The sequence below is a fragment of the Christiangramia pacifica genome, assembly GCF_057221535.1.
On record NZ_CM170146.1, the window covers coordinates 2,949,454 to 2,963,277 of the forward strand.

At 36.4% G+C, this 13,824-nt stretch carries 9 protein-coding genes; 6 read left to right on the plus strand and 3 right to left on the minus strand.

Annotated features, from left to right (window positions below; all coding sequences use genetic code 11):
* The first annotated feature begins 557 nt into the window (after window positions 1-557).
* Genes AC2S94_RS13540 through AC2S94_RS13550 form a run of 3 tightly spaced genes read left to right on the plus strand, consistent with a single transcriptional unit; the run spans window position 558 to window position 7,783 of the window.
* Window positions 558-3,542, plus strand: a complete 2,985-nt coding sequence (locus AC2S94_RS13540) for a SusC/RagA family TonB-linked outer membrane protein (protein ID WP_484629102.1) — start codon at window positions 558-560, stop codon at window positions 3,540-3,542.
* Window positions 3,543-3,552: 10 nt separating this feature from the next.
* On the plus strand, window positions 3,553-4,959 hold the full coding sequence (locus AC2S94_RS13545) for a RagB/SusD family nutrient uptake outer membrane protein (RefSeq protein ID WP_484629103.1): 1,407 nt from the start codon (window positions 3,553-3,555) through the stop codon (window positions 4,957-4,959).
* On the plus strand, window positions 4,946-7,783 hold the full coding sequence (locus AC2S94_RS13550) for a M16 family metallopeptidase (protein ID WP_484629104.1): 2,838 nt from the start codon (window positions 4,946-4,948) through the stop codon (window positions 7,781-7,783). The genes AC2S94_RS13545 and AC2S94_RS13550 overlap by 14 nt, the downstream gene beginning before the upstream one ends.
* Window positions 7,784-7,855: 72 nt before the next feature.
* On the opposite strand, the gene AC2S94_RS13555 is transcribed toward AC2S94_RS13550, so the two are convergent.
* The 3 genes from AC2S94_RS13555 to AC2S94_RS13565 form a co-directional block, all read right to left on the minus strand.
* Window positions 7,856-8,143, minus strand: a complete 288-nt coding sequence (locus AC2S94_RS13555; protein WP_026934521.1) for a DUF6520 family protein — start codon at window positions 8,141-8,143, stop codon at window positions 7,856-7,858.
* Window positions 8,144-8,368: 225 nt separating this feature from the next.
* Window positions 8,369-9,298: a helix-turn-helix domain-containing protein gene (locus AC2S94_RS13560; protein WP_026934522.1), complete on the minus strand. Its 930-nt coding sequence runs from the start codon at window positions 9,296-9,298 to the stop codon at window positions 8,369-8,371.
* A gap of 20 nt (window positions 9,299-9,318) precedes the next feature.
* Window positions 9,319-9,687 carry a DUF7793 family protein gene (locus tag AC2S94_RS13565; protein WP_240472150.1) on the minus strand — a complete coding sequence of 123 codons (369 nt, stop codon included), beginning with the start codon at window positions 9,685-9,687 and terminating at the stop codon, window positions 9,319-9,321.
* Window positions 9,688-9,911: 224 nt separating this feature from the next.
* Between AC2S94_RS13565 and AC2S94_RS13570 the strand changes: the two genes are divergently transcribed.
* From AC2S94_RS13570 to AC2S94_RS13580, 3 genes are all read left to right on the plus strand, one after another.
* Window positions 9,912-12,320 (plus strand): aminotransferase class I/II-fold pyridoxal phosphate-dependent enzyme, encoded by a 2,409-nt coding sequence (locus AC2S94_RS13570; protein ID WP_484629105.1) that lies wholly within the window; start codon window positions 9,912-9,914, stop codon window positions 12,318-12,320.
* A 79-nt stretch (window positions 12,321-12,399) separates the two neighbouring features.
* Window positions 12,400-13,254 (plus strand): RteC domain-containing protein, encoded by an 855-nt coding sequence (locus AC2S94_RS13575; RefSeq protein WP_484629106.1) that lies wholly within the window; start codon window positions 12,400-12,402, stop codon window positions 13,252-13,254.
* A 282-nt stretch (window positions 13,255-13,536) separates the two neighbouring features.
* Window positions 13,537-13,821 carry a helix-turn-helix domain-containing protein gene (locus AC2S94_RS13580; protein WP_484629107.1) on the plus strand — a complete coding sequence of 95 codons (285 nt, stop codon included), beginning with the start codon at window positions 13,537-13,539 and terminating at the stop codon, window positions 13,819-13,821.
* Window positions 13,822-13,824 lie beyond the last annotated feature (3 nt).

The window sequence follows — 13,824 nt, forward strand, 5'->3', positions numbered from 1 at the left end:
TGATAAGCAAGGATGCTCACGACCCGGGCGTGGGCTCTCTTATCGTTGCACGGTATACCAGTACCTCTACTTGATAAGTTGAGTTTCGCGCCCATTTTTTTTGCGATTAATTCTCCTCTCAAAGCCTTTGTTTCTTCACAAAGAACTCGCATTTAGTAACCAGATTTTTTTTCATACCGGGCCAAAGTGGCCGGCACTTTATTAAGTGTATTTGTTAATTCTGTTTGCGGGAACAGGAAAACCTCTTAAACAATCCCGTGGGTTGTTATTACCCCCTATTGGTAATAACAGTTGGGTGGGGAGTCTGTTATCCATAAAAGGAAAACGCAGACGGGCAATTTCAGCTTAAGGTCAGGTGGCTTTAAGTTAGAGTACGGTGATTTTTTGCGCCAAATTTTTTGATTGTTTTAGCCTAAAAAAATTAGCATATGGAAAAAAGAAAAGTGAACACTCGTTTTGACGGGTAAAAGCTAAAAAGCCTTCCCCTAAGATTGACGTCCGGTGGGGAAGGCCTAAGCTTTAATAAAACAAATGTTTCATTTAACTAATGTAAAATTATGAAAAATTTTTACAAGCGGGGCATGCTTATCATCATGTTTCTCTTAGCCATGGCCTTATTGGTCATGTTAGCGATGGGTCAAGCCAAAGCGGCTACCCTCTCCCCTACCCTATTTTACCAGCAACCAATTACTGGTGCCATTACGAATACTAATGGAAAGTCTCTACCGGGAGTTACAGTTCTGATAAAGAATAAGCAGTACGGCACAAACACAGACCTTTCAGGGAATTATAGTATAAATGCCAATTCACAGGACACCCTTGTTGTTACATCTATTGGATATAAAGACCAAGAAATAGGGATTAATGGACGTTCCATTATTAATGTAATACTCAAAGAAGATATTGCGTCGCTTAACGAAGTAGAGATTAATGCAGGTTATTACACTACAACACAGCGAGAACGTACCGGTAACATTTCCCGCGTAACCGCAGAGGAAATAGAAAACCAACCGGTGGTTAGCCCTATCCAGGCCCTTCAGGGAAGAATGGCCGGAGTGGAAATTATTTCCGGTGGGGCTAATCCCGGTATGGCATCTACCATAAGAATTAGAGGAACCAACAGTTTAAGGAAGGATGGTAATTACCCACTCTACATTATAGACGGTGTTCCTATCAGTTCCGAACCGGTAGCAAGCAACTCACTATTAAGCACATCGGGAATAGATCCTTTAAATAATCTAAATCCGGCTAATATCGAAAGTATCGAGGTCCTCAAAGATGCAGATGCTACAGCAATTTATGGTTCTAGGGGCTCCAATGGTGTAGTTTTAATAACTACGAAATCCGGGTTTCAGTACGGGACAGGACTTGAAGCAAGGGTTTATACCGGGGTTTCTAAAGTACCAGGAAGAATGGATTTATTAAATACTGAAGAGTATTTACAGGTGAGACGAGAAGCTTTTCAAAATGACGAAGTTGAACCGGATGTAAATAATGCTTATGATCTCGTTTTATGGAACCAGGAACGTTATACCGACTGGCAGGAGTATTTGTTTGGTGGAAATTCAGAGGTCACTAATGTTAATTTGTCGTTTTCCGGTGGCAATGAATCTACTTCCTTTAGACTGGGAGGAACTTATTTTACACAAGGCACCGTTTATCCGGGAGATTACGATTACCGTAAGGGTACCGGTAATATGGCTTTAAACCATTTATCAAAAGATAATAAGTTTCAATTGAATTTGAAACTGAATTACGGGATAGATCGAAATAACCTTGTTGGTAATGGTAATCTGGATCCTTCAATAATTCTATTGCCACCAAATGCACCTTCCATTTTCAATGAGGAAACAGCGCTGAACTGGGAAGAATGGGGAGAAGCCGGTCTTACGAATCCATTTGAAGGCTTCTATAATACTACCAACACACAAACAAAAAATTTAACTTCCAACGTCCTACTTTCCTATGAGATTTTTCCAGGATTAAAGTTGAAATCAAGTCTCGGCTATACTGATTATCAAAGTGACGAATTATGGAGGCTGCCGGCAAGATCTTATAATCCTTCAAACAATCCGGAAAATAATTCTTTTCATCTTACTACCGGTCGAAGATCCTGGATCATAGAACCGCAGCTAACTTATAATAAAGGGTTTAATAAATTCCAGACCGAATTTTTAATAGGGGGAACTTTACAAAGAAATAAATCAACCCTTAGTAGTTTTCAGGGAAGCGGCTATGCCTCTGAAGCGCTCATAGGTAATTTAAGTTCCGCAGAAAGTATCCTCAATGCTAAAAGTAGCGAAACGGAATATAAATATGCAGCAATCTTTTCCCGTATTGGATTGAACTGGGATAAGAAATATTTCTTGAATTTTACGGCCCGTAGAGATGGATCTTCCCGTTTTGGACCTAATAATCGATTTGCCAATTTTGGAGCGGTTGGCGCAGCATGGATAATTAGTGAAGAAGAGTTTCTAAAAAGCAATCTTTCTTTTCTATCCTTCGCAAAGCTTCGTGGAAGTTATGGTAGTACCGGCAATGATCAAATTGGAGACTACGGTTACCTTGATTCATATCAGGCTACCAGAGGTATAAATGGTCTATACCCTACTTCATTAGCGAATCCCGATTATTCCTGGGAAGTGAATCGTAAACTTGAAGCAGCACTACAACTTGGATTCTTAAATGACCGTATAAATCTTGGATTAAGCTGGTATCGTAATAGGTCTTCTAACCAGTTGGTGGGGTATTCCCTGCCCTATATAACCGGCTTTACTTCGGTTCAGGCCAATCTCCCGGCGACCGTTGAAAATCAAGGACTGGAGATCGAATTGGCAACCCTCAATTTAGATAAAAAGAATTTTAGCTGGAGATCGAATTTAAATATTACCATTCCAAAAAATGAGCTAATCAGTTACCCAGACTTAGAACAATCTTCTTATTCCAACACGTATCGTGTAGGATATCCTTTAAATATTGGTCTATTATATAAATATGAAGGACTTGATCCCGAAACTGGATTATATACTGTAAAAGATATTAATAATGATGGTAAACTTGATTTTGAAGATCGAGTGATCATTAAGGACCTGAATAGGCAATTCTTTGGAGGCATCAGTAATAATCTGAATTATAGAAATTTCAACCTGCAGTTTTTATTTCAATTTGTTAAGCAGGAAGGAATCCAGACCAACTTTCAGGCGGGAATCAATAAAAATGTATTAAGCTCTGTTTTGGATAACGACCGTTATCAAAGATATTCTGCCTCTTTTCTGGGAGGGACGGCTTATCGAAATGTTCTGGAAAGCTCCTTTCCATACCAGGATGCCTCATTTTTGAGGTTAAAAACGCTGTCATTAAGTTATGACTTATCCTCTAAGATGCTAGATCGCATGAATCTCAGAAAAGTCCAATTATTTCTACATGGACAGAATTTGTGGACGATTACCCCCTACACCGGCCTCGATCCAGAATTAGCAACTTCAGATTTGTCTGTAGGGAACCTACGATCTATTACAGCTGGCTTACAGTTTAATCTTTAATTCAAATGATATGAAACCTTTAAATTATAAAAAACAACTACTAATTATCCTTCTAAGCATTTTTACGCTGTCCTGCGAAGAGATGGTGGAACTGGATCCCCCATCAAACCAATTAATCCGGGAAGAGGTTTTTAATAATGAAGCAACTGTAAAAAGTGCGATGACGGGAATTTACAATGAGTTATTCCAGCTGGATTTTTCTAATGGGTACAGGAGCAGTGTTACAACACTTGCGGGATTGTCTGCTGATAATATCAGCAATATTAGCACTACCAATCTCTCAAGGATGGAGTTTGAACAAAATGAAGTAAATCCTGATAATCCTGACAATTTAAATATCTGGTCCAGTGCTTATAATATGATCTATATCACTAACTCATTTCTGGAAGGGATAAATAATTCACAAGGGCTCGATCAGGATTTCAAGAAACAAATGGATGGACAAGCCAGATTTGTAAGGGCCTTCACTTACTTCTACCTAGTTAACTTATATGGAGATGTTCCATTGATTCTAAGTACCGATTATCGCGAAAACCAGTTGGCATTCAGAACTCCTAAAAATGAGATTTACGACCAGATTCTTTTAGACTTGCAACAAGCGGAAGAGGAATTGTCTTCAGACTACGTAACTGGAGAACGAACACAGGTTAATAGATTTACCGTAAAGGCCCTGATGGCACGCTTTTACTTATATACTGAAAACTGGTCCAAGGCCGAAGAATTAAGCGGCCATTTAATCGCCGAAAATGGAACCTACAAATTGCAGGATGATCTCAACGAGGTTTTTTTAGCAAATAGTAAGGAGGCGATTTGGCAGATTTCACCAATTGGGGGAAATGGTATCTCCACCCAGACCAATGAAGGAAACTTTTTCATTATAGATCCAATATTTTCATTCTTTGCAGCAATCCGCTTGCAGGAAGATTTTGTAGAGCAATTTGACACCGAAGATCTACGGTTACTCAACTGGATCGGTTATAACGAATCAAAAAATGCTCATTTTATTTATAAATATAAAATTTGGAATAGTACTGAGTATCCTATAAGGGAGTATTCCATGGTGTTAAGATTAGCAGAACAGTATTTAATACGTTCCGAAGCGCGAGCTATGCAGAATAATATTGCCGGCGCTATCTCAGATTTAGATATCATTAGGCAACGAGCCGGTTTGAATTTACTGGCCGATTTAAATCCTACTATCGAACAGGCTGAGTTGCTGGACGAAATATTCCTGCAGCGCAGAAAAGAGTTGTTTGCTGAATGGGGACATCGCTGGTTAGACTTAAAGCGTAGCGATCGTACATCAGAAGCACTGGAGGATGAGAACCCTTATTGGGAAGATACGGATTTATTATATCCGATTCCAGAGACTGAACGAATTAAAAATCCAAATCTAACACAAAATGAAGGTTATTAAAATGACACAACATACCCTAGCCATGTTTTTTATATTATTCTGTGTTGCTATCACATTCTCGCAGGAATCAAGTAAGGAACATCAAGAAAATGTAGAACTTTTAGACTCTACCGTAAGGTACGGAAAGTTAGATAATGGATTTACTTATTACCTGCAACATAATGAAAATCCACCGGGAAGAATTGAGATGATATTATCGGTAAAAGCTGGATATTTTCAAGAATCTCAAAACCAAATTGAGTACGCTCATTTATTAGAGCATATGGGATCTTTTTATACTGGTAAATTTCCAGATCTGCCACGCTTTACAGATTCTTTAGGAATATATAACCACGCCAGGACTGATTACGAAAAGACATATTATACATTAAGCTTCGCAGCAGGAGATCAGGTTAGATTGAATGCCGCCATGCAAATTCTACATGAATGGTCAACTAATATGTTATTTAAGCCTGAACATTTAGCCCTTCAAAGTGGTGCTGTTATAGCGGAAGGAAGACCTACCTCTCCCTATGATAGCTGGTTACTTGATACTTTAAGTAATACGACACTCTATAATACTAATTTTCGTTTAATTAAGTATCCCAAAAAAGTTGAAAGCATGAAGCATGTCAACTTAAATGAGATTAATAAATTCTATCAGGACTGGTATCGTACTGATTTGCAAGCAGCAATAATTGTTGGAGATGTTAATGTAGATAGTCTGGAAACTATAATACGAAAAAAATTTAGCGATCTAAAAGTAAAGAACAATCCAAAGGATCCCGAAATAATCAATAAGAAATTTGATTTACAGCTACCCGATAAAAATCAATATGTTAGTATTCGTGATTCAATTAATAAAAAAAGAAGAATCATAATATTGAAGAAGAAAATCAATCATGATGATGATATTCTCCGATCTAAAGAAGATTTGAAAAATGTGATCCTGCAAAGGCTTAGTATGAATATTTTAACAAAGTTGCATAGCCCATTTGTGAAGCAATACGAACCGCCTTTTATAAGGTATACAAACAAGTTTATTTCTAACACTCTGGCAAATCGACAACTTCAGGTAAGCTTATGGGAAATCCCATTAGGAAAGGATGAAGATATAGAGGAGAAAATGCTTAATTTTTTTAAAGCATACCAAGTAATAAAGACACAAAGCAGCACCTCTCTATTAAATAATGAAAAAGCGAAGCTTCTGGATGACCTAATAACAGAGACTAAAAGCTCAAAAGATAAAGCTTTGAGGTTCCAGGATCATTTTATTTATAACAATAAAACCTGGACTTTAGATGAAAAGAAAAAAACCATTAGAGTAATACTGAATGATATAGGTGTATCGGAAATTTCAGAATATATAACAAACCAATGGAACCTTAATAAAAATACTGATTTTGTATTTTTTAATGTGGATGAGAAACAAGTACCTGGTCATGGACAAATAATCAAATGGATGAAAAACTCTAAGGAACTCTCTTCACAGCCCGTTTTTAATTTTAAAGCTATTGATTCGTTACCAAATCGATTCTCATCGGTGAATCAAAAGAAAATAAATGAAGATAATTATGGAGAGGATATTATAGGATTGACCCAGGTAAAATTGAATAACGGCATTAATTTAGTATTTAAACCCAGTGCACCGGCATCTCCCAGTTATAACAATATAGTTTCTATTCTAGGATTTAAAAAAATACCGGTAGCGACTTCAGATGTCAAAAATTATATCGCTACAACCTCGTCTTCAGACATGGTCTTATCCGGTGATGCCGGTGGTTATTCCAAATTTCAGTTACAGGATTTTATGCTTGATCAGCAAATTCGACTACGATCACAAACCACCGAAAATGAATTTAAAATTGAAGGGGAATTTAAGGCGGAGGATGTCAAAAATTTCTTTAACCTTTTATATCTATATGTTACAGATCCAAATGAAAATTCTAAAGCTTTCCAATCCTGGAAATCAGATAAACAAGAGTTGCTGAGTGGTTATAAATATGGTTTAAATGATGTATTATTAAAAGACATCTCTAATGAACTTCAATATTCCAATTTGCCCAAACTCTCTAAAGATGATCTTCGGGAGATTGATTATTCAACATATTTAAGAGCATATAAGAAAGGTTTCGGAAATCTAAGTGGTTATACTTTTATAATCACAGGAGATTTTAATACCGAAAATATGCTCCCTAAAATAACTCACTATCTTTCTGAGTTTCCAACATTGACAAATCAAGATTCTTTGACAGCAGAGAATTATCATTTTAATTATAAACCATTCGAAGAAATAGTTCACTTCAATAATCTTAAAGAGGCCGTTGTCGAAATATCATTTCCCGTAAAGGTTCCTAAAGATGTTAAAACCCAGGTACAACTGGATTTGCTGGTCAAGAAATTAAATCAAATGATCTATGACAGACTACGCATTGATTGTTATACCCCGAGAGCGTCTGGAAAATGGATGGATTATAAAAAAGGGATTTTTGCTTTCAACATTAGCTTTGACAGTGAGGTCGGTAATGAGCAGAGAATGATTCAATATGCCTTTGAAGAGTTTCATTCGCTTAAAGAAAATGGGGTTACTATCGAGTGGCTTAAAACGGCTATAGATCAAGAACGAAATAAATATGGACAAAATCTGGAAACATTCTGGATGCTTAATTTCTGGCCTAAATATCTGAAAAGATCGTTGCAACATAATGAAGACCCAGAAGATAAAGTCTTAAAATACGAATCGGTAATTTCTCATTTTATAAATCTTGAGGAACTGAATAAGGCAGCCAAGAAATATCTGTGTGCAGAAAACAGGCAGCAACTTATCATTCTACCTGAAATTTAGTTTTAATTCAAAAGGAAAAGAATAGCGCCTTGAATAGTTCAAGGCGCTACTCATTTAAAATAATTACTTTATTTATGGATTAATCAAAGTAGCTCCAGGATTTGGACTTTTTCTCAAAGTACTTAAGTCCATTTCATCATATACTCTAAACTCTTGTCCATTCTCTGTAAATTTCACCTTACAATCATAGGAGCCAGTATTACAATCCTGTTCAGATATAGGTTGCCAGTTTCCATTTACACGTATATAATCACTGGCAACAACTTCAGGTTGCTCTTCAATTTCGCTTTCAAAGCTGGTAAAGGACATGCCTAATACAACCAGAAGCGCCATAATCGGAATTAAAAATAACTTTTTCATAATATTAAAGTTTAAATTCACCTACTCTTTCAAGGATTTTCGGCTTCTCCTACTTTCTGCGCAAAAAGATTTTATAATTTCTTTTATTGGGTGTAAAAGCCAGCATGGTACTGAAAAGTAAAGAAGTAATAGAATCTTAGTATTTCAAATTTTACAACCCTGGTACTTTACAATAGTAAATTTCACCAAATACCTTCAAATAAAATGGTTGTAAAGGCCGTAAAACTATTCTCTCATGAAATTGGGCTTATATTCTCTTCTGTATTCGGAAGGTGTCTGTCCAAACTGGATTTTAAAATTTTTTGAAAAATGGGAGTGATCTTTAAAACCGCATTTTTGAGTAATCATAGAAATTGGTAGTTCCGTAGTTCTAATCAAGAGTGCTCCTTTGTCAAGCCTTTTTTCCATATGAAACCTATGGATGGTAGTGCCGTACATTTTTTTAAATCCTTCTTTAAGTTTAGTTTTATTAGTACGATGAATAAGACCTAATTCTCTAAGAGATGGAAGATCGGTATGAAGATTTTTAAGGATATAAAGACGTACTTGTTTCAGCAAAATTTTTGTTGCAGCGCTTTCCTTTTTTCCTGATTTTAATGAATGTCTTATATTACTTACTTTTCTCAGAGGTTCTTCACCATTCGTAAAACGAAAAGCTGTAATGACATATGCACAGGAGGGATCTACTCCCACCATCCTTTGAATAGTGCAAGGACATCTATGTAATCCTTTATTTTTAACAATGAAGTCAACAGGAATAAATTGCTGATACATTTTTCCAGTAGCTGAATCAATTTCGTCCGTCAGCGCTTTCTCCGAGTTTTTTGAAAGAATTTCAGAAACCTGGCAGTCAAATTTGTCCTGTTTCCATTTCAAAATTTCAGGAGTATTGGAAGAATATGACGTGATGTAAAAATCCTTATCTAAAAAGATTGAAAATTGTATTTCCGGTTGCTTTATTTCCTGATTTGTTCCAAAACAAAAATTATATATTTCCTCTGACATCATATTCAGCAGTACGGTAACAGTATCAATGGGATCTCTTCTGCCGGAAGGCTCCTGACGAAACATGAAGTTACCACAGGCAATTTCTATGATTTGCTGATATAAAGAATTGAATCTCATTTTGTCCTCATTGTTGAATGCATATTCCATAATTCTTATTTTAAAGATTACTATTTATAGTCCTGCAGAAACAAAAGCGCCTTCTTTTTATCTTTAAATACCCGGATAGGGTAATTCGGGGTGCTTGTTTTTATAAAGAGTTGGGTAATAGCCATCGCATGATCATCTTTCACCAGAAGAGCCAGAGCTGTCGTCATAAAGGCACCTTCTATTGCGAGATAATCCCTGGCTTCCTTCTGTGCATTGGTAATGGCCCTTAGATCACAAAATATAGGATACGAATTTTCATTTTGCAGCTGCAAACGTTGACTAACGATCTCTCTGGCCATACTCCTATTGATCTCATAAATCTCTTTATAGACAAAGAATAAGATCCCCTCAGAGATCCACATTTTCGCGTAGGTTCCATCCACCACCATCCCGTAAAGTTTTGGATATCACTAATATATAATAAAAAATAAATAGTCTTATCAGAACACCTTAAATGATTTCATTTAACATGTTTTAAAATTATAAACATAGATTTTACCTGCATTTGGATGAAAAGCCGTATGACTGTTCTGAAAAGACTTTTACCAATAACGGTTAGATTTATAATAATTTTTTGTCATAGTTTAATATGAGAATTTTCAAATCTATAGTTATGGCAAAAATAAAACACAACAATTTTCTGGATACCGTAGATGAAGTAATTACCAATGCAACTAAAGCAGGAGTTTTACATTTGCATGCTGAGGGATCAGGATTGAATGGACGGAAAATAAAGGTTAATGGAATAGAATCCTTTCATTTCGGAACCACGGGCTACCTGGGTCTGGAACAAGACCAGCGTCTTAAAAACGCAGCCATAGATGCCATTCAAAAATATGGTACTCAGTTTCCACTTTCAAAGACTTATATCTCTCATCCATTGTATGCGGAGTTAGAAGAAAAAATAAAAGAGATCTACAACAATCCAATTCTTATAACCAAGAACAGTACGCTTGGTCATATCGCGGTTATACCGACGGCAGTTAGAGATGAGGACGCAGTAATCTTAGATCACCAGGTGCACTGGAGTGTTCAAAATGCGGCCCAATTCCTTAAAATTAGAGGTATACCTGTAAGCCTAATTCGCCATAATTCCATGGACATGCTGGAAGACCGAATAAAGAGATTATCCGGGAAGGTTAAAAAAATATGGTATATGGCAGATGGGGTTTATTCCATGTATGGTGATTATGCCCCCATAGAAGATCTTATCTCCCTTTGTGAAAAATATCCTCAGCTGCACTTGTATTTTGATGATGTGCATGGAATGAGCTGGAAGGGCCATAACGGTAGTGGCTATGTAATGGAAGTCCTAAAAGAACTACCGGAAAATATTTTACTATTTGGTACTTTAAGCAAAACCTTTGGAGCCTCGGGTGCAGTCTTGGTTTGTCCAGATCGAAAACTCTTTAGAAAAATTAAAAATTTTGGTGGCCCCCTCACCTTCTCTGCCCAACTGGAACCCAGCGCTGTTGCTGCGGCAAGTGCTTCGGCAGACATTCATCTTTCTACCGAAATATATTCACTACAAAAGGCACTACAGCTCCGGATAAATTATTTTAATGAATTGCTTTCAAAAACCAACCTGCCCTTAATTTCAAAGAATGACTCCCCGGTTTTTTATATTGGTACGGGCTTACCCGCCACCGGCTATAATTTTGTGAAACGAATGCTGGATGAAGGATTCTTTGTAAATCTGGGATTATTTCCAGCGGTTCCTGTGAAAAATACCGGGGTAAGAATTACGATTTCCTGCCACAATGAATTAGAAGATATTAAAGCCCTGGTGGATGCCCTGGAGTATCATTATGAAAAAGCGCTAAATGCAACGAATAATACTTTGGAGAGGGTTGGAAAAGCTTTTAATATAAGCGTGAACCCAACTACGATAAAAGAAAAATCTGATTTAGATGTATCGGTGATTTATGCAGAAAGCATCGAAGACATCGATACATATCTATGGAATAAACTACTTGGAAGTCATAATATGCTTAATAAAGAAGGACTTCAATTTCTGCAGAAATGCTTTTCCCATAACGACCAGAAAGAGCATAACTGGAACTTCTATTATTTTATAATTACAGATCAGAAGGATATTCCAATTTTAGCTACATTTTTAACCAGCGGCTTATGGAAGAATGATATGCTAGCACCGGAATCGGTATCCAAAGCCATAGAGCAAGACAGGGAATCCAATCCCTATGCGATGACTACTAAAGTACTGTCTATGGGATGTCTCTTTACCGAAGGCAGTCATTTGTATGTAGACCACAAGCATTCACAATCTGAGGAAGCTATTAAAGAACTCTTATTAAGAATCGAAACGTTGGGAGAAAAACTGGGAACCGGAATGTCCGTACTACGTGATTTTTCAAAATCAACAGCCTTAGCAGGACTGTTCCAAAAGGAAGGGTACATTCCCATCTCCATGCCAGATTCCTGTGTAATTAATAATTTAGATTGGAACAGTGAAGAAGAATTTCTGGAAACATTAAGCTCTCGGTCTCGAAAACATTTCAGAAAAGAGGTACTGCCGTTTGAAGATAAGTTCCATATATCAATTTTAGACTCCCCTACTCCTGAAAAAATTGATATCTATCATGAACTCTATAAAAATGTGAAATCAAAAAATTTTGGATTAAACACCTTTGCCTATCCGAAAAAAATATTTCAAAATATGGCATCCGATAAAAACTGGGAGTTCATCGAATTAAAACTTCAAAAGGAAAACCAGATAGTCGGCGTCATGTTCTGTTACAAAAATATAGAAGGTATATACGTCCCCAATTTAATCGGAATGGATTATGACTATGCCAGGGAGTATCAGGTATATCGTCAATTATTATATCAGACCATAAAAAGGGCTAAGAATTTAAACTTCCAGAAAATAGATTTAGGTTTTAGCGCCACCTTTGAAAAACGAAAATTTGGTGCAACCATAATTGAAAAACATGGATTTATTCAAACTTCCGATAATTTTCTGTTAGAACAGTTGGATATGATGAGAAATGAGATTTCATAATTGATATTGTAATCGCGGTCCTTACCTAGTCTTTATAAAACCAAACAATTTGAAGATCCCGTTACCACACTATTTTTTAATGATTCAAGGTAATAATAAGATGTTTGATGACGTAATACATGAGTTTCACAATAGTTTGAACACTAAGGTGGTACCAATCCCTCATCCCTTAAAAAAAGCGGATAAAGGGATTGATATTTCAAATCACACCCTTTCTAAATTAAAAGAGATTGTGGAAAAAGAGGATTTTGAAAACACCCCGGACGAGATCGAATTCTTTAAAAAAATCAAACCCTGTCCTATGAGCTATCTCATCTATTTCTCAGAAGTACGATCCTGTGAGACTCGTAAACCTAAAGCAGGTAAGAATTTTCAATTTCGATTTTTTGAAAAGGAACTACGTAAGATCAATAAGTTCTTTTATAAGAATAATGATTTTGTCCAATATATGGAACAAGGGCATGAATACCTGGATCACCAGCTTTTTACCAGGAACCATCGTAAGAACTATCCTTTCACTCCCATGATCAATTACTACCAGTATCCTGAATTTTCAAGCTCTCATGATATGCTATGGGCAAAGATCCAGGCTATGTATCGACTCATCCATTTCATTAGAGAAGCAATGGAAACTCTACGACCAGGAAAACAAAGTGGCTTGATGGATAAAAAACATAAGGTCATGCTGTGGTCAGGGTCAAAAACTTCACTGGTAGAACTTATCTATGCCTTATACGCCAATGGAGATCTTAACCATGGTACTGTAGATATCAGCACAATCACTTCTTCTTTTGAGGATTTCTTCAATATCAAACTGGAGAACATCTACAAAACCTACTCTGAAATAAAGTCCCGAAAAGGTCCCAGAGCAAAATATCTTCATAATCTTATCCTGCGTTTGGAAGCTAAGATGAACCAGGATGATGAAAATTGAACTTTTCGTAGTTACGAGTTACTACGAAAAGTCCAAGAATTGCCGTACAAAATCAATTTTCTAATAGTTTGGTCTATAATTCTAGGCAATACTTCCCCAAAAAAGACCATACTATAGCAATAGATATTAAATGTTAAATTTTCTCGTAACTACGAAACCCATGGGGAAAGATATCCACCAAACAGTACCAATTTAGTAGAACGAAAGTCAAACTATGATAGGGGCTATCAATTAAAAAGCTTTAACCATTTGGTAGTCCCTTTCTATTAAAAATGTTCTATTATGCCAACAAGTATTATTACCACAGACGATCTTCTAGAATTCAAAATGGAATTACTCGAAGAATTAAAAACCCTTCTTTCCAAACAAAATTCCGGGACACTGAAACGCTATCTTAAATCCTCAGAGGTTATGGATCTGCTTCAAATAAGTCCGGGTACTTTACAAAATCTTCGAATAAATGGTACCCTGCCATATACCAAGGTAGGTGGGATTATTTACTATGATGTCCAGGAGATTCACCGGTTGATGGATGAAAACAGAGTAAAACACAATTTTGACCTATAAAGG